Origin of the sequence: Pannonibacter phragmitetus (assembly GCF_050510895.1) — a bacterium.
Classification (GTDB): domain Bacteria; phylum Pseudomonadota; class Alphaproteobacteria; order Rhizobiales; family Stappiaceae; genus Pannonibacter; species Pannonibacter phragmitetus_B.
On record NZ_JBNINT010000001.1, the window covers coordinates 673,041 to 693,915 of the forward strand.

The 20,875-nt window shown below is 62.0% G+C and carries 11 protein-coding genes and 2 pseudogenes; 6 read left to right on the forward strand and 7 right to left on the reverse strand.

Annotated features, from left to right (window positions below; translation table 11 throughout):
- Positions 1-148 precede the first annotated feature (148 nt).
- The 3 genes from ACQB61_RS03170 to ACQB61_RS03180 all read left to right on the forward strand — a co-directional run bounded on the left by ACQB61_RS03170 (position 149) and on the right by ACQB61_RS03180 (position 6,907).
- The gene (locus tag ACQB61_RS03170) at positions 149-1,957 is read left to right on the forward strand and encodes a C1 family peptidase (RefSeq protein WP_430511457.1); all 1,809 of its coding nucleotides are present in this window, start codon (positions 149-151) and stop codon (positions 1,955-1,957) included.
- Positions 1,958-2,025: 68 nt separating this feature from the next.
- Complete coding sequence (locus tag ACQB61_RS03175) at positions 2,026-3,483, forward strand: hypothetical protein (protein ID WP_430511458.1); 1,458 nt, start codon at positions 2,026-2,028, stop codon at positions 3,481-3,483.
- Positions 3,425-6,907: an OmpA family protein gene (locus ACQB61_RS03180; RefSeq protein WP_430511459.1), complete on the forward strand. Its 3,483-nt coding sequence runs from the start codon at positions 3,425-3,427 to the stop codon at positions 6,905-6,907. The genes ACQB61_RS03175 and ACQB61_RS03180 overlap by 59 nt, the downstream gene beginning before the upstream one ends.
- 142 nt (positions 6,908-7,049) lie before the next feature.
- On the opposite strand, the gene ACQB61_RS03185 is transcribed toward ACQB61_RS03180, so the two are convergent.
- The 4 genes from ACQB61_RS03185 to ACQB61_RS03200 all read right to left on the reverse strand — a co-directional run bounded on the left by ACQB61_RS03185 (position 7,050) and on the right by ACQB61_RS03200 (position 12,773).
- Positions 7,050-8,180 (reverse strand): helix-turn-helix transcriptional regulator, encoded by a 1,131-nt coding sequence (locus tag ACQB61_RS03185; protein ID WP_430511460.1) that lies wholly within the window; start codon positions 8,178-8,180, stop codon positions 7,050-7,052.
- A gap of 315 nt (positions 8,181-8,495) precedes the next feature.
- Positions 8,496-10,904, reverse strand: a complete 2,409-nt coding sequence (locus ACQB61_RS03190; protein ID WP_430511461.1) for a TIM-barrel domain-containing protein — start codon at positions 10,902-10,904, stop codon at positions 8,496-8,498.
- A 15-nt stretch (positions 10,905-10,919) separates the two neighbouring features.
- Positions 10,920-12,233, reverse strand: coding sequence for a TRAP transporter large permease (locus ACQB61_RS03195; protein WP_430511462.1), 1,314 nt, complete (start codon positions 12,231-12,233; stop codon positions 10,920-10,922).
- Between the two features lie 6 nt (positions 12,234-12,239).
- Entirely contained in the window at positions 12,240-12,773 is a 534-nt protein-coding gene (locus tag ACQB61_RS03200; RefSeq protein WP_430511463.1) for a TRAP transporter small permease, read from the reverse strand.
- Between the two features lie 471 nt (positions 12,774-13,244).
- On the opposite strand from ACQB61_RS03200, the gene ACQB61_RS03205 reads away from it, so the two are divergent.
- From ACQB61_RS03205 to uxuA, 3 genes are all read left to right on the forward strand, one after another.
- Positions 13,245-14,225, forward strand: coding sequence for a TRAP transporter substrate-binding protein (locus ACQB61_RS03205; protein ID WP_430511464.1), 981 nt, complete (start codon positions 13,245-13,247; stop codon positions 14,223-14,225).
- Positions 14,226-14,409: 184 nt separating this feature from the next.
- Positions 14,410-15,159, forward strand: a complete 750-nt coding sequence (locus ACQB61_RS03210) for an FCD domain-containing protein (RefSeq protein ID WP_430511465.1) — start codon at positions 14,410-14,412, stop codon at positions 15,157-15,159.
- Positions 15,160-15,318: 159 nt separating this feature from the next.
- A complete protein-coding gene (gene uxuA, locus ACQB61_RS03215) occupies positions 15,319-16,479 on the forward strand; it encodes a mannonate dehydratase (protein ID WP_430511466.1) in 1,161 nt (386 codons plus the stop codon).
- 255 nt (positions 16,480-16,734) lie between these two features.
- Here the strand turns inward: uxuA and ACQB61_RS03220 are convergent, their stop codons facing one another.
- The 3 genes and pseudogenes from ACQB61_RS03220 to ACQB61_RS03230 form a co-directional block, all read right to left on the reverse strand.
- Positions 16,735-17,538, reverse strand: coding sequence for an inositol monophosphatase family protein (locus ACQB61_RS03220; protein ID WP_430511467.1), 804 nt, complete (start codon positions 17,536-17,538; stop codon positions 16,735-16,737).
- A 31-nt stretch (positions 17,539-17,569) separates the two neighbouring features.
- Positions 17,570-18,636: pseudogene (locus ACQB61_RS03225) on the reverse strand (ABC transporter ATP-binding protein).
- Positions 18,633-20,863 (reverse strand): annotated as a pseudogene (locus ACQB61_RS03230) (ABC transporter permease). The pseudogenes ACQB61_RS03225 and ACQB61_RS03230 overlap by 4 nt, the downstream one beginning before the upstream one ends.
- Between the last annotated feature and the right edge of the window lie 12 nt (positions 20,864-20,875).

Here is a 20,875-nt window from a genome sequence, read left to right on the forward strand (position 1 = left end):
GCAACGTATTCCCCATTTGGGGGATGAACATGACGCCTCTCCCTGTTGAGATGCCTTCCGGGCAGTCCGGTTCGTGAAAAGAACCGGGTGAGTGTGGTTTCTCCGGGCTGGAGCTTGGGCACATCCGGCACGGAGCGGGACGGAAAGCATGACGGCAAGGCAACAGAGCGGCTCCGGCGCGGATATGACGCCGGATACAGAAGGCGCGTTCCTTTCGAGTAATATTGCCAGAGCCATCCGGCGGTGCGTTGTGGTGGCAGTGATTGCGGGGGCAGCAGTATTCCCCGCCGCTCCCTCCCTTGCGCAGTTCGCGACAGGTGCCGTGTTTGACGAGCAGGTTTATGGGGCCGTGCCCAAGGGAGCGCCCATGGCACGGGGCAACTACGCGTCCCTGCCGCCTCGCGTGTCGCTGAAGGCTTTTGCTCCCACGCCGGGCGATCAGGGCCGGCAGGGCAGCTGTGTCGGATGGGCCTCTGCCTATGCCGCACGCACCCTGAGTGAGGCCAGGCGTCTGGAGATGACGTCCCGGAACGACATCAACCGCAGCGTTTTCTCGCCGGCCTTTATCTATAACCAGATCCGCCAGGGCGGCTGCGATGATGGTTCGCTGCCCGCTGATGCGCTGGAACTGATGGCAGAGGACGGGGTGCCGCTGCTGCGCGATTTTCCCTACACGGACAAAAGTTGCAGCGCCCGTCCGGGGCCGGAGCATCTGAACCTTGCAGCCTCCTACCGTATCGGCGGTTACAAGCGCCTGTTCGACCGGCGCTCCAACGCAAAGCATGTGGCGGTGCGCCGGGCGCTGGCCAATGGCAATCCGGTCGTTATCGGCATGCTTGTTTCAGATGCCTTCATGGGCTCGGGCGAGCGCTATATGCGCGGCAGCGAGGACATCGCCCTGCGGGACCGCCGCGAACTTGGCGGGCATGCCATGGCGGTGATCGGCTACGACGATGCGAAGTTCGGCGGGGCTTTTGAGCTGATCAACAGCTGGGGCACCGACTGGGGCAACGGAGGCTTCGTCTGGGTCTCCTATGACGACTTCAATGCCTTTGTGATGGAGGGCTTCGAGATGATCCCGCCGCAGCCGCCGGAGCCTGAAAAGGTGGTGGATATGGGCGGCAGCCTGCGGCTCATCCATATCTCGGGCAAGGAGTTGCAGGTTTCACGGCGCGGCGAGACCTCGCAGCTGACTGATCCCATGCCGTCGGGCACGCGCTTCCGGGCGGAAATTTCCAGCAGAACCGGCGGCTATATCTACGTTCTGGGCGGTGATAGTGCCGGGCGCTACGTGGAGCTTTTCCCGAGAAACCGTGGCCTCAATCCCAGGGCAGAGGCGGGTAATGCGCTGCTTGTGCCGGGGCCAACGGAGGATTTCTTCACCCGGCTGAATGATGACACCGGACGGGATCACTACATCGTGCTGTTCTCGCGTGAGCCGCTGGACGCCAGCGCCATTGCCGGGCGGATGAACTCTGGCCGGGCGGGTCCGTTGCCGCGTCTGGAGGCGGCGCTGGGGTCAGCTCTCGTTCCGGAAAAAGACATCAAACGCGAGGGGCCGCTCTCCTTTGACGCTGCGAGTGGAGAGGCCACGGTGGTGCCGCTGATCGTCGATATCGAGCATGTGGCGCCCGAGCAGAACATGCAGGATCGCACCGCGCCAAGGCTGGTGGTGTCGGAACCTGCCGCTGATGAACTGGAGGTCATTGCCGGTCAGGCGGCGGTCCGCCGTATCTCTGAACCTTCCTTCTTGCTGAAAGGAACTGCGCAGGATGAGGGGCTGATCCAGTCTGTCACCATTGCAGGCGCCCTTTCATCGAAATTCTCCTCACGCGGGCCATTTGAGGCCAGCGTTGAAGTGCCTGCGGATGGCAATGCCCATCCCGTGACGATTGTTGCTGTCGACGCTGCCGGCAACCGGTCCGAGACAACAATAGAGGTGCAGGTGGCCCCATGATTCAGACCAAAGCACCCCGGACCGTTTCTTTTTCCAAGCTCTTCCAGCCCAGCCGGAGCCAGAACTGCATGACCCGTCTTCTTTCCGCGCTTGCCGGTGCGAGCCTCCTTCTCGCCATGCCCTTTGCTGGTGGTGCCGCTGTTGCGCAAGGCGTCTCTCCCTATCAGGGGCTGGAGCCGGAGCAGCTGCTGGACCTGAGCCTTGAAATCCCGGGCCGGTTTGAGCGCTCGGCCATGCGCAAGCACCTGGCCGATGCCTTCCCGGACACTCCGGAGGGGCTGTTTGCCCGGACCTGGATCAAGGACCGCAACTACGCTGACCGGCAGGAGGTGATCGCCGATTATCTGAAGGTCATCGATCAGCGGCCTGATCTTTCCACAGCCTATCTCTACCTTGGTCTCACCTATGAAGAGGTCGATGATTTCGGCCGTACCCGGGAGGTGTATGAAAAGGGTCTGAAGGCTGCTGGCTTCGACATCGATCTCATCCGTAATCTCTATTTTCTTCTGAAGGGTGAGCTGAAACAGCCGGCCGAGGCCGAGGCTTTCCTGCAAGGTATTGAGCGCGACTTCGGCAAGCGCGATGGCGCGGTGACCTTCATCCGTGCCATCGCCGCCCAGTCAGATGGCGAAGCGGAAAAAGCCGAAGAACTGTTTGAAGCCGCTTTGAAGGAAGGAGCGCCGTTCGAGGCCCTGAAACGGCTAACAGAGCTCCGGATGACACGGCTGGAGCGCAGTGGTGCCAAGGCTGAGACCCGCGCTGCCGCACTTAAGCCTGTGCTGGACTATGCCGTGGCAGAGCGCAGCGCCGAAGCACTGCTTTTTGCGGCAGGTGAACTCAAGGACCGCTTCAACGCCCGCCAGCAGGCCATGGAGTTTTATGAGCAGGCCTATGCCATGTCCAATGTGGCGGAAGCTGCGCTGGATGGCTTCGAGATGATGGCCAGCTACGACTTTGACCGCAGCTATACCCTGTTGCAGAAGGCCTATCAGGATCTGCCGCAAGTCAGCCAGGTGGCCACGTCCATGTGCTGGGCCAATTTCGCCTTTGCGCTCAAGCCGGAGCAGGCTCTGGCTTATTGCCGCGAAGGTGAAGCCAAGGCTGTGCTCGTTGAGTACAGGCACAAGGCTGTGCGCCAGACTGCCGACCTGCTGGAGACAGCGGGGCGCATGGATGAAGCGGAATCTGCCCTGAAGGCGGCTCTGGATGACACCCCGTCAAGCCGGAAGTACTCGATTCTGGCAGAGCTGGTGAAGAACCGGATCTGGGCTCAGGACTATGCGAAGGCTCGAGCCTATCTGGACGAGGTGTCAGGCGCCAAGGGTCTCAGCGGCACTTGGCTGGCGCTTTGGCAGCAGCGTCTCGGTATTGCGGAGGCGCTGGAAAACGAGCGGCAGGCCTTCCTGAAGGCGAGATCCGTTCCTGAAGGACTGGGAAACCCGTATCGGAGCCAGCCTGACGCTGGCTGTGGAGTTCGAGACGAACTCGGACGTGATCCGGGCGGACACCTATCCGGCACTCGATAAGGCGGCTGCAGCACTCAATGCACCGGGCGGAGAGAAATATGTCTTCCTCATCGAAGGGCATACGGACAGCCGCGGGTCTGACGAAATCAATCTGCCGCTGTCTGCCCGCCGCGCCCAGGCCGTTGCTGCCTATCTGGAGACACGTCACGGCATCCCGGCAAGCCGTTTGCGGACTGCTGGCCACGGCGCGGGCCAGCCTATTGCGGGCAATGACAGCGAAGCAGGGCGTCAGCGCAACCGGCGTGTCGAGGTCCGGCCCTATGGCAATGTCAGCGAGCCGGAAATCGCAGTCACAGGCAGGCTTGACGCCGGAGGGCTGCAACTTGCGCCAGGCGGGCGTCTCGCGGCAACAGGCTTTGAGCCTGTGCAGCTCTGGGATCTGCAGCAGAAGGTGAAACTGCGGGACTTCTACCGGGGCGGATATCATCGAGCCTTCTCGCCCAACGGCCGGTACTTTGCCACGATCTCGACCTATACAGAGGTCAGCGGCAGCAAGTCCTTTGTGCTTTATGTCTACGACACAAAGACCGGGCATGCGGTGGCGCAGGTTCATGGCGAGGTTGAAATTGCCAAGTTTGCCTGGAGCCCTTACAGCGATGAACTGGCCTACACGGATGGTGAGGGTTTCCTCAGGGTCTACAATGTGCAGTCCCGCAGCCAGCGCGCATTCACCCGCCTGAGCAGCACGCGGATCAGTGGGCCACTGGTCTGGCTGGCCGGCAGCGGCAAGATCGTGGCGGGGCAGGCACAGCGGGAAGGCATCAGGATCTTTGACGGGCAGACGCTTCAGATGGAGCGTCATCTCCCCGGAGTGGACTGGCCTCACGCCATGGCGGCGAGCCGTGACGGCCGCTATGTGGTGGCTATCGACAACCGGCGCCAGATGGTGATCTGGGATGCGCTTGACTGGAGTGTGGTTGCCTCCAGCCGGGTGCCGGTCATTCCCAACAATATTGCTGTGCATCCCTCCCGGCCATTGGCTGTCATGAACGATACCTTCAACAGTGAAACGGGCTTGATGCTGGTGGACCTGTCTGACGGACAGATCCTTGCAAAGCGCAAGGGTGCGCAAGACATTTTCCTGTCTTTTACGCCCGATGGAAAGCGCATTGTCGCAGGCAGCGGCAGCTCCGTGGAATGGCTTGATGCAGCCTCTCTCGAGCCCGTGGCGGAAATGACCGGCCTTGCCCCTGAGGGACGGGGTATCTCAACAGACAAGACGAATGCACTGCTTGTCTCGCGCGACAGCTCTGCCAGCCACGTCTGGGACCTGACGACAGGCCAGCGCGTGCATACCTTGCAGGCAGCCTCCAAACTTGGCTGGAGGGCGCTGGAGAAGGATGGATCGCGCCAGTTCATGGTGGATGCAGACAACCGGGTCGTCACCTTCAGCACGCAGGACTTCCGGGAAGACGTGGTGGAGGAACTGGGGTTCAATGTCCAGTTCGTCAGGACCAGCGACAAGTATGTGGTCTTCGCCGGTCAGCCGACAGGCAAGACGGATTCCCGGACGGGCGTTCTGGAAGTACGGGAGCGTCCTTCCTTGCGGAAGCTGTCGCGCATCGAGTTCGACTTCGTCACCAGCCGCTTGCGCTATGACAAGAGCTACGAGACGTTGGTGAATGACATTTCCATCAGTGATGTGGATGGTTTGATCGCACTTGCGACTATCTGGCAGGACGGTTACGGCCACGGCTGGACCAATGGCAAGACCGTCCGTGTCTATGACATTGCCTCCGGACGCGAAACCAAGGTCATCAACCTGAACAAGGAAGTGCGGGACCTTTCGTTCCGGGATGAGGAACCCGGAAAGCTGCGTGTTCTGGAGGTCGCAGGCGGCTGGCGGATCTACGATGTAGCGAGCGGGCGGTATGAGAAATGGGAGGCAGACAACGGCCTCTGGACGCGCAAGCTGGATGATGGCCGGACGATCGAATGGTCGCGTGATCTTCTGAAACTGGGAGACCGGACAGCCTTCTTCCGGGGCACCCTGCGTGACATTGAGGTTCTGGAGCCGCGCAATCTTCTCGTCGCCATGACCTCGGGCAACGAACTTGTCTACTTCGATCTCAGGACGCTGGATCGCCAGCTGACCGTGGTGATCAAGAACGGCAATGAGTGGATTGCTTATGCGCCCAGCGGTGAGTTCACGTCCTCACTCGGCGGAACAGACGGCGTCTTCTGGTCTCTGGGGGACAACTACCTGCCCTTTGACGCCCTGAAGCAGCGTTTTGAGCGGCCGCGTGTCATTCAGGAACGTCTGAGCCGGCTGACCGGGGAGGGAGGTTCGCCCTCCGTGCCCGAGACGCCGCAGGTGGAGCCAGAACTTTTCGAGGCACCTTACAAGATGTCCGTGGATGGGCCGCTGAAAGCAGCCACCGGCGAAGACAGCTTCATCCTGAAACTGCGCATCGAGAAGACGGATGCCAGCCTGCCTGATCCGGAGCTTGTGTATACGCTCAACGGCCGGCCGATTCCGCGCGGGCGTGGATTCGATGAAGAGCCGGTCTATGAGGGCGGCGAGGTGATCGGCACGTCGCGTCAGTTCAAGCTGCAGGAGGGCGTCAACGTCATCGAGGCCAGCATCGCCTACAGGGATGCAAAGATCCTGACCCAGCGGCTGGAAATCACCCGCAAAGTCGAAGCGAAGCCGCAGAAGCGGGCCTCCAACGTGCAGCTTTGGTTCTTTGGTGTCGGTATCTCGGACTATGAGATTGCCACTCAGAACCTGGAATATGCCCACAAGGATGCGCTGGAACTGGAAAAGGCCTTCAAGGCGCAGGAAGGCGTGCTTTACGGCAAGGTCAACACGCGGGTTCTGGTCAATGATCAGGCAACCGAGCGCAACATCCGGGTGGAGATGAACGACTTCCTGCGGCAGGCCTCTGCCGAGGATGTGATCGTGCTCTTCATCGCCGGGCATGGTGTGCAGGACAACGAGCAGCAGCTCTATCTGATCACCCATGACGGCGACATGCAGCGGCCTTACACGGGCATGCAGGTGGACAAGTTCCGCGATTTCCTGGAGGGCCGCCCGGTCAACCAGAAGGCCGTGTTCCTGATGGATATCTGTCATGCGGGTACGGTTGGACCGCGCAAGCGCGGGCGCGTGACGGCTGAAGATGCGGTGAAAGCGCTGACGGAAGGCACTGGCACCATTGTGGTTGCTTCATCAACCGGCGCGCAGTCCTCGCTGGAGGATGAAAGCTACCGGGGCGGCCATGGTGCCTTCACGGCTGCTCTTCTGGAAGGGCTCGACGGGGAAGCAGACCGCAATGCCGGTGATGCCAACGGCTTCACCAGCATTCAGGAACTCATCAGTTACACCTCCCGCCGTGTGCCGCAACTGACGGATGGGGCACAGCATCCGACCATTCCGAGATCGGAAAATGTGCTCGATTTCCCCGTGGCTCAGGCCAACTGAACTGCTTTGCGGCGCAGGCGTCACAGCCTGTGCCGCAAGGCCCCGGAATTTTGCCGAACGCCGCAGTGGCGGGAGGCACATTCATACTTGGAAGTACTTTTCAGTTGATCGGAAGGGCGGCTCTTGCCGTCCTTCCTTTTTGTTACCGCAAGGCAACCAGGCAGAAGCGTTCCAGCCGCGAGATGAGTGCTTTCTGGCTGCTGACGCCGCACTTTGCCATGGCAGACTTTAGCTGTTTGCGTGCCGTATCGAGCTGGATTCCTTGCCTGCTTGCGTGATCATCCAGCCCTGTGCCTGCGGAAATTGCCTCAATCACCCGGCATTCGGCGGGCGTCAGCCCGAAAAGCGCGCCAAAGCGGCCGATTTCTGCGGCGCTGATTGCCAGACCCGGATTGATGGGCGTGAGCAGCATCAGCAGGGCCGGGGCCGTGAACATTGGAAACTGTTCGAGAATTGGCGCCGCCGAGAGCAGGCGTACGGCCGCCATGCCGAGTGTCTCGGGGTTTTCGGCGAGAAAGCTTGCGGATCCCGCGCCGCCTCCGTCCTGCAGCTCCTGCAAGGCGCGCTGCCAGGCCATTTCACTGTTCCGGTGCCGGAAGGCGACAGTGCCCTGGCGCACCGAGATGAGACCATTTGAAAACTGCTTCTCGGCAAGTGCATTGGCGAACAGCACCCGCCGGTTCAGGTCCAGCACCGCGACACCCTTGCCATCATGGGCAAACAGATCAGCCAGCATCTGCCGTTGCAGCTGCAGCTGAATGTTGATCGTATAGAAGCTGAGGGCATTGCGCAGATGCGGGAGCAACCGGGCCAGTTTCGTCAACTGATCGGTCTCGAACGGGTCCGCATCATTCTGCGGCGCTATGCCGACACCCATGAGCAGCGGACCGCTGGACAGGTTGGCTAGCGCGAGATTGCGCATGCCGTTTCCGGCCAGGATTTCATTGTAGACCGTATCCTGCCGCTTCTCTTCTTCGCTGAGCACATCCTGCTCCAGAAGGATCTTGCCGACCTGGGCAGCCGCAACGCGCGGTACCCTGCGGTCAATGGCGAAATAGTCACCGAGATAGCGGGCGTAGGCCGTATCATCACCCCGGACGAAATGCTCAATGACGGGTGGGGCTCCGGGCTTGTCCAGCACGACAAGGTTCACAGAAGATCCTCCTGTGAAGTCTGAAAATCCCGCGAGAGCCGTAGCCCAAAGGTCAGGATTCATGGCTGCATCGAAGAAGCTGTCCCGAACCTTGATGAATTCCGTGTCTTGATCGTCCATGCAAGGTCCCCCGTCTTGCTGGCTGATGCGCAGAATGATCTGATCACAGATCAGAGAGGACTTTTGCCGCTACGAAAAGCGATGTCCAGCATTTATCCGAGACTTGATGGACTGTTCTTAACGCCCTGAATTGGCTCTGCTTCAGAGAACTCAAAGAAAGCGCGAATGACCGGGGTCATCCGCGCCGAGGTGCGTCTTGGGAGGACTTTGAAAAAGGCCCGGACTTGCCGGCGAGGCCGGTGCCCGTGCTCTTCTTGTTGTGGCGGTCCTCGGACCGCCGGGGTTTCTGGCGGGTGTTGCCACCCGCCTCAATCGTCAGGCAGCCGGAACGGTGACCGTGGCGCCGTTTGCCGCTGCAACGCCATTGATGATCAGCCTGCGCTTCTCACCGGCCGGAAGGATCACCTTTGCCTCTGTCCAAGCCGGGGCATAGGCGCCCGTGCGGGAGAGGGTGAGGTTGATGCTGTCTGCATCGCTGCTCAGTTCCATGCGGATCAGGGCATGGTTGCCGTCCAGCGCGTTGGCGGCAAAGCCGTCGTCTGCATATTCATGACTGACGCTCGACGCGGCGCCCTGTGCCGGGAAAATGGCGAAGGTACGCGCCGTGTCCTTGCGGCTGTCGGCGCGGGTGAGGCCTTCGGCCAGTGGCAGCACGCTGCCGGCGCGCACGAACAGCGGCATGGAGCCAAGCGTAACGGGCATGGTGAGTTCCCGACCGCCTGCATGCCACTCGCCAGTCCAGAAGTTCCACCAGCCGGCGCCATTCTCCGGCAGATAGAGCGTGCGTGATGCGGCGCCCTTGTCCATGACGCTCGCCACCAGCAGGTCCCGGCCGATCAGGAATTCGTCGCTTTCGGCGAAGGTGCGTGCGTCACCCTCGTGGTCGAGGAAGGTGGGGCGAAGCATCGGCTCGTCAGCCGTCACTGCCGCATGCAGCACCGTGTAGAGGTACGGCAGCATGCGGTAGCGGAACTTGATCGCATCACGGATGTGGTCCGTCACCTCCGGGAACATCCAGGGCTCGTTGACCGTGCGGTCGTCGTTCCAGGAATGGATGGTGAAGCGCGGATGGAAGATGCCGTTCTGCACCCAGCGCACGAACAGCTCCGGCTCGGGACGCGGACCGGCAAAGCCGCCCACGTCGTGGCCGATGTTGTAGAGGCCGGAGAGCGACATGCCGAGGCCCATGCGGGTGTTGTAGCGCACGGTCTCCCAGGCGGTACGGTTGTCACCAGACCAGGTCTGGGCATAACGCTGCAGCCCCGGTGCACCGGAACGGGAGATGAGATAGGGGCGCACATCCGGCTGGTGGCGGACTTGTGCCTCGTAGCTGGCGCGGGTCATCAGCACCGGCATCAGCGGACGGATCAGGCCAATGTCGATGGTCTCGCCAAAGCCGTTGCAGCGGGCGTGGCTGTCCCAGATCTCGTATTCGTTGTTGTCGTTCCAGGTGGAGTTGATGCCGTAGCCGAGCAGTTTCTCGGTTACGTTCTGCTGCCACCAGGCAATGGTTTCCGGGTTGGTGAAGTCGAGGTGCGCGCCCTCGTCATCCCAGAACACCGAACGGGCGGGCGTGTCGCTCTCGCTGTCGAGAACGAAGAGCTTCTTCGCCGTTACATCCGCGAACATCGGGTGGTCCTGCAGCAGGCAGGGCTTGATGTTGGCCGCAAGATGCAGACCGGCGGCGGCGAACTTCGCCGACATGCCGGCCGGGTCCGGCACCTTGTCCGTGTTCCAGTTGAAGACGTAGCGCTTCAGCCCGATGGAGGTGTAGCCCGAGGACAGCTGGAAGCTGTCGCAGGGGATGTCATGCTCTTCCACCAGCCGGACAAAGCCCTCCAGCTGCTCCTGCGCGTTCGGAGCATCGGTGTAGTGCATCGTCGAGCCGGAATAGCCGATGGTCCACAGAGGCGGGAAGGCGGTGCCGCCGGTGAGGCGGACGTTGGCCTTGACCACATCCAGAACCGAGGGGCCCCAGCTCATGTAATAGTCGAGGTCGCCGTCTTCGGCGCGGTAGGCGCGGTAGGGCTTGTGGTAGTTGTCCAGCTCGTTGCCGAGATCGAACCAGCTGCCTGCCAGGTTGTCGTAGAAAATGCCGAAGGCGCCGGCCGAGGGTGTGCGGGTGATGCTGAAGGGCCAGTGCTTGTAGAGCGGGTCCGTCGAGCGGGCGTCATAGCCCATGGCATCGAGGTTGCGCATTTCGAAGCGGCGGCCGGAACGCTCCACATCGCCTGACTTCTCACCAAGGCCGTAGACCCGCTCGCCGGTCTTGCGCAGCAGGAAATGGGCATGGGCGTGGGACTTCACGTCCAGCAGATAGGCGCCGGTCGGGCGGTCTTCGGCAAAGACGAGGAAACTGCCATCGGCCTGCTTCGCTTCCCACACGAAGGTAAGCGGCTTCGTGATGGTGAGGCGAAGCTTGTCCGTGGTGAGGACGATGCCTGCATCGCCATTGTCCGTCAGCTTGAAGGCCGGACAGGTGAAGCCGGAAAGGTCACGTCGCGAGCGGCCTTCCCACGGGGTTTCGCAAGGCGCGGCCGTGCCTTCCGGCTTGGGAGCCACGGTCCAGCTGCGGCCGAGGCGGAAGCCGCCGTTCTTGCGCAGCTGCACGCGGAACAGGGCGTCTTCCAGCACTTCCACGGTCATGACGTGGCGGCCTTCAATCGACAGCTCGATGCCAGCCTCGATGGAGCGGGTGAGAGTAAATGTCTCAAGCGTTTTCATGAGATGTCTCCAGCGTCAGCCAGCATAACCCAGCAGCAGGCGCGGCAGCGCAAGGCTCAGGTCTGGAACGTAGGTGATCAGCAGCAGCACGGCGAGCTGCATGGCCATCATCGGCAGCAGCGGGCGGATGACGCGGGCGATGGACACCTTTGCGACCGAACAGCCGACGAACAGCGCCGAGCCCACTGGCGGAGTGCAGATGCCGATGCACAGGTTGAAGGTCATCATCACGCCGAAATGCACCGGGTCCATGCCGAGGTCCTTCACCACCGGCAGGAAAATCGGCGTGAAGATCAGCAGTGCAGGCGTCATGTCCATGAACATGCCGACGATCAGCAGCGCAATGTTGATGATCAGCAGCAGCACCAGCGGATTGTCGGAGAGCGACAGCAGCAGGTCGGACACCGTGAAGGGAATATCGGCAAAGGCCATCACACGGGACATGGCGATGGAGCAGCCGATCATCAGCAGCACGATGGACGTTGTGACGGCCGACTCCAGGAAGATGCCCGGCAGATCCTTGAGGCCGATTTCGCGGTACCAGAAGAGCGCGAGGATCAGCGTGTAGACTACGGCAACAGCGGAGGCTTCCGTGGCGGTGAAGGCGCCGCCGATGATGCCGCCCATGATGACGACGATGAGGCCCAGCGGCAGAATTGCGTCACCGGTCTTGCCGGCCACTTCTTTCCAGCTCGGACGCGGCGCGACAGGGTAGCCGCGCTTCTTTGCCACGATGCCGGCGATGATCATGATGCCAAGGCCCATGAGAATGCCGGGCACGTAGCCTGCAACGAACAGCGCCGCGATCGAGGTGCCGCCAGAAATCAGCGAGTAGACGATGAAGGTGGTGGACGGCGGAATCAGCAGGCCGGTGGGGCATGAGGCGATGTTGACGGCTGCCGAGAAGGCCGGATCATAGCCTTCCTTCTTTTGCAGCGGAGACATCACGCCGCCAACGGCAGCGGCAGCCGCCACGGCAGAGCCGGAGATGGCGCCGAACATCATGTTGGCCAGCACGTTGCAGTGGGCGAGCGAGCCCGGCAGGCGGCCACCAAGCACCTTGGCGAACTCGATGAGGCGCAGGGCGATGCCGCCGCGGTTCATGATGTTGCCAGCCAGAATGAAGAAGGGCACCGCCAGCAGGGTGAAGCTGTCGAGGCCCGAGGCCAGCTGCTGCGCCGTGTTGAAGATCGACTGGTCGTAGGTCAGGAAGAGGGTGAAGGTGACGACCGTTGCAATGCCGATGGCGAAGGCGACAGGCACGCCAATGAACATCAGCAGAAAAAAGGCGCCAAACAGGGTGAGGGCGCTGATCAGTTCGCTTTCCATGATGGATTATCCTTGGCCCTGGTCAGTGCCGGCAGTTGCATCGGCCTCAAGATCTTCAACGGGGTCATAGCGGCCGGTGATGAGGCCTGCTGCAAATTCGGCGCAGTAGAGCAGCATCATGCCGCCGGACAGAGGTACGGCAGCGTAGACATAGCCCATGGGCAGGCGCAGCGACGGGGTGACCTGACCGGAGGCGAGGGTCTTCTGCACAAGGGCAAGGCCGCCCTTGACCATCACGATGGCGGCAAAGGCCGCTATCAGTGCCGTCACGAGCAGGGCGAGAATGCGCGCGACCTTCGGGGAGGACATCTGCATCAGCACGTCGATGGCCAGGTGCTTGCGCTGGCCAAGGGTGTAGGCGGCGCCGATCAGGCCAATCCACATGAACAGGAATCTTGCGGTCTCGTCCGTCAGGGTGCTGGGCGTGCCAAGAATGTAGCGCGACACCACCTGCCAGACGACGCAGGCGACCAGAACCGCAAAAACTGCGGCGATGAACAGGCCCAGAGCGTGGTCTACGCGGGCTTTCAGTGCATGCATGGCTGCATGTCCTCCTCGTGGGGCAGGCAGCCTGCCCCGGTTTCCTCCCGGGACCTTTTGTGTCCCGGCCTGCCTTTCAATCTTGGTCTGCCGGTTTGCCTCACCGGTTGTCCGCTTGCCGGCATTTTGTCCTTGCCCTGATGAGCAAACTGGACCTGCGGCGCTTTGATGCGGTGGTTCATACCGCTTCTGCTGACAACTGTCCGAGTGTCGAAAACCACAGACAATGCCCGGAAAAGAGGCGTTTTGCCCCTTTATCCGGCTGGCCAGAGAAAGCCTATTTCCGGTAATTGGTCAACCAATTTTCAAAATCGGTTGACATTGGCTGTGCTTTGACGAAATTTCTGGTCGCGCGCCGGGCCTTTTTGATCAACCAATCTGGTCGGAGGGTGCCGCCGGTTTCCGATGTGGCCGGCAGGGGAGGTTCCTCGCCGCGCGCATCCTTCAAGTATCATCGGGAGGTAATTTGACATGCGTATGACCTATCGTCTCGGCGCGCTGGCTGGTGCAGCCCTGCTGGCTTTTTCCGCAACTGCCGACGCCCGCACCCTGAAGCTCAACCACAACAACCCGGAAGACCATCCGCTGCACAAGTCGATGGAATTCATGGCCAAGCGCGTGGATGAACTGACCAACGGCGATCTCAAGATCCGCGTCTATGCGAATGCGCAGCTGGGCAACCAGCGCGAATCCATGGAAATGCTGCAGAACGGTTCGCTCGACATGGCCCGCTCCAACGCCAGCGAGCTGGAAGCCTTCGACGAATCCTACACCCCGTTGAACCTGCCGTTCCTGTTCAAGGATGAAGAGCACGCCTACAAGGTGTTCTCGGGCGAGATCGGTACCGACATCCTCGAGTCCTCGAAGGACAAGGGCTTCATCGGCATCGCCTATTACGTCGAAGGCGCACGTTCCTTCTATGCGAACAAAGAAATCAAGACTCCGGCCGACCTGAAGGGCATGAAGATCCGCGTTCAGCCGAGCCCGACCGCGATCCGCATGGTCGAGCTGCTGGGTGCAAGCCCGACCCCGATTGCCTATGGCGAGCTGTACAGCGCTCTGCAGCAGGGCGTGGTTGACGGTGCCGAGAACAATCCGCTGGCACTGACCACCGCCCGTCACGGTGAAATCGCCAAGATCTTCTCCGAAGACGAGCACACCATGGTTCCGTCCGTCGTGCTGGTCTCCACCCAGACCTGGGACAGCCTGTCTGACGCCGAAAAGGCTGCTCTGAAGCAGGCTGCGCATGAGTCCATGGACCTGCACCGCACCAGCTGGAACGAGCAGGTTGCCGCTGGCAAGGCGCAGGCTGAAAAGGAAATGGGCGTGAAGTTCGTGGCTGTCGAGAAGGCTCCGTTCGCCGAAGCTGTGAAGCCGATGATCGAAGAGGCTTCTGCCAAGTCTCCGCGCGTTGCTGACCTCATCAAGCGCATTCAGGCCGCTGGCGAGTGACACAACCGGAATCCGGGTGCCCTGCACCCGGATTCTTCTTATGTTTCAGGGGAAGGTGTGTTGCGGTGCTACATCCTGCAGTTGACGTAAGGTAGCGGTTTGCAAGACACTTGAGCGATGAAGCAGACCGGCAGGAGGAGCAGGGCCATAGGTATGGGTCCTTGACGCCGGATGGAGGAATAAGATGATCGAGGCATCCGGCAGGCGGCGCTACGAGGAGGTGGCGGAGGCCTTGCGGCGGGAGCTGGCCGAGGGAAACTATCAGCCCGGCGACCGCATGAAGCCCGAGCGGCAGATTTCAGACGAGCTGGGTGTTTCGCGCTCAATCGTGCGTGAGGCAATCCTGAGGCTCGAAATCGAAGGCCTTGTCGATGTGCGCAAGGGCTCCGGCACCTATGTGGTGAAGGTTCCCGCCGGTGACGACACCGGCACGCGCGGAGACATCGGACCTTTCGAGTTGCTGCAGGCGCGGCAGGTGCTGGAAAGCTCCATCGCTGCCTTCGCAGCCACAACGGTGACCAAGGCCGACATTCTGCGCCTGCGCGAGGCGATGGAAATGGAACGCCGGGCCATCGCAGAAGACACGGGCGACTATTCCGGCGACGAGCTGTTCCATCATCTCATTGCCGAAGCCACCCAGAACAGCGTGCTGGTCGACATGATCGACGAGTTGTGGCGCAAGCGCGAACAAAGCCCCATGTGGGCCCGCCTGCATGCGCGCATTTTCGACCGGACCTACCGGCACCGCTGGCTGGAAGATCATCAGGCGATCCTCACCGCCCTGCAGTGCCGCGACCCGCGTGCGGCCCGCCAGGCGATGTGGCAGCACCTTGAAAACGTGCGCCAAACCCTGATGGAACTGTCCGATGTGGATGACCCGCAGTTCGATGGCTATCTGTTTGACAGCCGCCCCGCCGCAGCCGCCGTTTCCTGAGGGCGGTATGGCCGGGGCAGGAGTGAAGTACTGACGAAGGGCATTTGCCCGGCAACCCAAGTTTCCAGCCGGAGTTCCATTTGCTTGCGGCCACGCAAGGCTGGCAGTCCGGCTCCCGCCCCAAAAGACCCCAACCGCCTCCAATTGAGGAAACCCATCATGGAACAGACATGGCGCTGGTTCGGCCCGGCCGATCCCGTCTCGCTCGCAGATATCCGTCAGGCAGGTGCCACTGGCATCGTCTCCGCCCTGCATGACCAGCCGAATGGCACGGTCTGGCCGGTGGAGCGCATTCTTGAGCGCAAGGCCATGATCGAAGCAGCCGGGCTCACCTGGTCGGTGGTCGAGAGCATTCCGATCCATGAGGACATCAAGACTGCTGCGCCGGGCTGGGAGCGTTATGCCGAAGCCTGGGTGGCGAGCATGGTGAACCTTGCCCGCTGCGGCATCCGGACCATTTGCTACAACTTCATGCCGGTGATCGACTGGACCCGTACAGATCTGGCCTTCGAGCTGCCGGATGGTGCGCGCTGCCTTCGCTTTGATGCTGATGCCTTCGCGGCCTTTGATCTGTTCATCCTGAAGCGCGAAGGCGCAGAGGCTGAATACAGCGCGCAGGAAATCGAACAGGCCCGCGCCGCCCATGCCGCCATGAGCGAAGCTGATGTGGCCAAGCTGATGGCCAACATCATCGCCGGCCTGCCGGGCGCCGAAGAGAGCTATTCGCTCGACAGCTTCCGCGCCCGCCTTGCTACTTACGCTGAAGTCGATGCGGACCGCCTGCGTGCCAACCTTGCTGCCTTCCTGAAGATCGTGGTGCCGGTGGCCGAGAAGGAAGGCGTCGTGCTCGCCATCCATCCTGACGATCCGCCGCGTCCGCTGTTCGGTCTGCCGCGTGTGGTCTCCACCGCCGCCGACATGAAGGCGATTGCGGAGATGGTGGACAGCCCCTCCAACGGTTTCACCTTCTGCACCGGCTCTTACGGTGTGCGGCCGGACAACAATCTGGTCGAAATGTTCGAAACCCATGCAGACCGGGTGCATTTCCTGCATCTGCGCACCACCAAGCGGGAGGCTGATCCGCGCAGCTTCCATGAAGCCGCTCACCTCGACGGTGACGTGGACATGGTGGCAGTGATCAAGGCCGTGCTTCTGGCGGAGCGCCGCCGTGGTGTCGAATTGCCGATGCGTCCTGACCATGGGCATCAGCTGCTGGATGACCTGCGCAAGACCTCCAATCCCGGCTATCCGGCCATTGGCCGCCTGCGCGGCCTGGCCGAGTTGCGCGGCGTGGAGCACGCCATCCGCGCCTTTATCTGACCTGTTGCGCCGGAGCATGAACGCCAAAGGCCGGGCAGTGATGCCCGGCCTTTGTGTTTGAAAGGTTGATGTAGGTATATAATATTTCATCATGCCATGACTTGATCATGGCATCTACCCCGTTTCATCAAGACTTGATAAGTGAGATTAAATTCGCAGTCTGATAGGGTTATTTCTGGTTTTCTGCGATGGAATGGATGCCATGATCAAGTCATGGCATGACGGATGTATGCGGAAGTTCTGCGAAAGCTTACGTCACACCTGCGCCAACGCCCAGATATCGTCCTTTGCCCCGGGTCCTGCCGCGATGACCGGGGCGCCCTTGCCGAGGCCGAAGGCGGTGGCGGGGAAGGGCTCGTGGAAGCCTCCGGCTTCCTTGACGAGGCAGAAGCCAGCCATGCAGTCCCAGGCGTGCATGTAGGGCTCGTAGAAGCCGACGAGCCGGCCTGCCGAAACATAGGCCAGCATCAGCGCACCCGAGCCGTTGCGGATCATGTTGCCGCCCCTTGCGGTCAGCGCCGTGACGATTGCCCCGGTGCGCTCCGGCGTCACATGGCTGTTGCTGCTGATGCCGGTGAGGCCGTTCTGCATGGTGCGGGACGGGTCAAGCTTCAGGGGCTTGCCGTTGAGCGTCGTGCCATGGCCTTCGGCGGCGGCATAAGTCTCCTGCAGGACAGGTGCCAGGATGACGCCCACCACGGGCGCACCATCGCGGGCAACGGCAATGGAGACGCACCAGGTCGGCATGCCGTTGACGAAGGGCGCTGTGCCGTCGATCGGGTCCACTACCCACGTATAGGGCGAAGTGCCCTCCGTCTGGCCATACTCTTCGCCGAGGAAACCATCTTCCGGGAAGCTGGCTGCGACCCTTTCGCGGATGAGCTTTTCGACATTGCGGTCGGCGATGGAGACCACGTCCTGAAGGTTCGCCTTGGTCTCGATCACCAGCGTCCCTCGCCGGTTGAAATAGTCGAGCGCAAGGGCGGCGGCTTCGGTTGCAATCACTTTGGCCAGTTCGAAGCGGGCGGTGACGGCGGCGGAATGCGTGTCGGCGGTCATTTCAGGGAAACCATCCTTATGCTGGGCAGGATCAGGCTGCGATGAGGGCGATGCCGCGCTGGCGCAGGCGGATGGCCACATCCGTGCGGGCGGGCAGGGGGAGGGAGTTTCATGGTCTACCACGAACAGCGTCCCGGCAACGGTTTCCACCTCATATTCGGCATGGTCGCCGAGGTAGGCGGAGGTGAGAATACGCCCGGCGAGGCTGCCCGGTGCGGCTTCTCCTGCAGCAAGGCTGACAGCACCAGGGCGGATGGCAAGCTGCGCGCTGCCGGTTCTGGCGCCTGTCGCGGCAAGCTGATGCTCCAGTGGACCAAGGCGGACGCGGGCGCTAGTGCCATCGGTCTCGATCACTTCGCACGGCAGCACGTTGGCTTCGCCCATGAAGTCGGCGATGAAGCTGGAGGCCGGGGCTTCGTAGAGCTCACGCGGCGCACCAGACTGGGCAATGCGGCCATCCTTCATGACGATGATCGTGTCCGAGACAGCCAGCGCCTCGTCCTGATCATGCGTCACATAGACGGCGGTGAAGCCAAGGCGCTGCTGCAATTCGCGGATCTCGGTGCGCACCCGGCGGCGCAGGCGGGCGTCGAGGTTGGAGAGGGGCTCGTCGAGAAGCAGAACCTGTGGCTCCAGCACCAGCGCACGGGCAACAGCAACACGCTGCTGCTGGCCGCCGGAGAGTTCTGCCGGAAGCCGGTGGCCCATGCCGGCGAGGCCGACCTGCTTCAGCCCTTCTTCGGCGCGCTCGCGGGCTTCCTTGCCCTTGAGGCCGGAGGATTCAAGGCCGTAGGCCACGTTCTCCAGCGCGCTCATGTGCGGGAAAAGGGCGTAGGACTGGAATACCATTGATACGTCGCGGGCGTGGGCGGGCAGCATGGTCACGTCCTTGCCGCCAATCAGGATGCGGCCCGATGTCGGGTGCTCCAGCCCCGCCAGCATGCGCAAGGTGGTGGTCTTGCCGCAGCCTGAGGGGCCGAGCAGGGTAACGAGGGTTCCTGGTTCGATTGTCAGCGACAGATCGGGAACGGCGGTGAAAGTGCCGAAGTCCTTGCGCACATGCTCGAAGACCACGGAGCCGGGCTTGTGGGATGTCATGCGGTTTTCTCCTGAGCGGACTTGAGTTCGGAAGATGCTGCGAGGCCGGAAACCCGGTTCTCGCGGCGCAGGCGCCGTTCGCCGACGAGGAACTGGAAGCCGGCGATGACCGTGATCATCACGGCGATGAGCATCGAGGAATAGGCAATGGCGACGCCATACTCGCCGTTTTCGACAAGGCCGACGATGTAGGATGTGGCCATGTTGTATTCCGCGCTGACGAGGAAGATCACCGCGCTGATGGAGGTGATGGCCCGCACGAAGGAATAGACCAGCGCTGCGGTGATGGCCGGGCGCAGCAGCGGCAGGATCACCTTGCGCAGGGTCCGGGCGCTGGTGGCCCGCAACGTGAGGGACGCCTCGTCAAGGCTCTTGTCCAGCTGGCTCATGGCTGCAATGCCGCCGCGCACGCCCACGGGCATGTTGCGGAAGACGAAGCAGGCAATGAGGATCAGCGCCGATCCGGTCATTTCCAGCGGCGGCAGGTTGAAGGCCATGATGTAGCTGATGCCGATGACCGTGCCGGGGATGGCGAAGCTCATCATCAGGGCGAACTCGAAGGCGTTCTGGCCCGCGAATTTCTGCCGGACGATGATATAGGCCGTCAGCAGGCCCACGGCCGCCGTCAGGGGAGCTGCCAGAAGGGCGATCTCCATGGTGGTCCAGAAGGAGTTCCACGCAACGCCGGTCCAGGCAAGGCTGCCGCCATCGAAGCTGACGGAGAAGGCCTTGATGTAGTGATCCAGTGTCAGCGTGTGGTCGAGGCCCCACGTCTTCACGAAGCCGCCGAAGAGGATCATGCCATAGATCAGCAGCGTGAAGGCCATCCACGGCAGCACGATGGCATGGACCACGCGGGAGACACCCTTGGGCAGAGGGATATGCGCGCCACTGTCCCCCTTGCCGGTAACGGTGGCGAAGTTCTTGCCCTTCAGCCAGAACCGCTGGGCGAGGAAAGCGGTGAGCGTGAAGGAAAGCAGGACCATGGCCAGCACGGCTGCGCGTGAGGGATCATTCTGCGAGCCGACGACAGCGAAGAAGATTTCGGTCGAGAGCACGCCGTGGCTGCCGCCAAGCACCAGCGGATTGCCGAAATCGGCCATGCTTTCGATGAATCCGATGAGGAAGGCATTGGCGAGCCCCGGCTTCATGAGGGGCAGGGACACGTGCCAGAAGGTGCGCCAGCGATCGGCTTTCAGGGTTTGCGATGCCTCTTCCAGCGAGGGGCTGACCCCTCGACCACGCCAATGAGCACGAGGAAGGCGATGGGCGTGAATGACAGCACCTGCGCGATCCAGATGCCGGTGAGGCCATAGAGCCAGCGGCCCGGCTCAATGCCGAAGAGGTCCGACAGGCCTTGCGTGACCACGCCGGAGCGGCCGAACAGCAGCACCAGCGCAAGGCCGATGACGAAGGGCGGCGTGATGATCGGCAGAACGGTGATGAGGCGCAGGCCCTTCTTCAGTGGAAAGCGGGTGCGCGTGGCCATCAGGGCAAAGGCAAGGCCGAGCAGGGTGGAGCCAAGGCCGGTCATGATAGCGAGCCAGAAGGTGCGCCAGGCAACGCCGCAGCGGCCATCACCAGTCAGGCAGGAAAGGCTCCAGATGCCCGGGTCCACCAGATTGCGCAGAAAACCGTCCGGCTTGAACGAGCCGTCGAAATCCTGCACCGAACCGGCGAACATGCTGCCGATGGGATAGAAGACGAACACCGCGACCAGAAACACCAGCAGTGAAATGGCGCCGGCAATGAAGGCATCGCCTTTCATGGCGCCGAGCTCCGCGCAGCCAAAGGCAAACATCAGCACGAAGACGGTTGTTAGCGTAATGCCCCCCGCGCCCATGGCTGGCTGGCCCTCGGACAGCGCGCCAAAGAGTGTTTCGCTGAGGGTCCAGTTCCAGCCTGTGAAGCCGACGGCCAGCCCTTGCAGACACATGAAAAGAACACCGGCCGCACCTGCTGCCACCAGAAGGCGGCCACGGGCAGGCTGGGCACTCATCAGCCTTGCGCACCCTCCTGCGGCGAGCAAGGCAATGGCCAAGAAAAGCCAGGGGCGGCCGTTGGCGGCTGCCTGCAGAAGGCCCGGTTCCAGATCAGGGGTGGAGAGAAAGCTGGATATCCAGCCCAGGCCGAAGAAGCCACCTTCGACCCTGTACCACGGCACAAGAATGAGGGCGGCTACGCCGAGGGCCAGAAGCAAGTCCAGTCGCCGGTTGCTCGTCTGCATGGAAACTGCCTG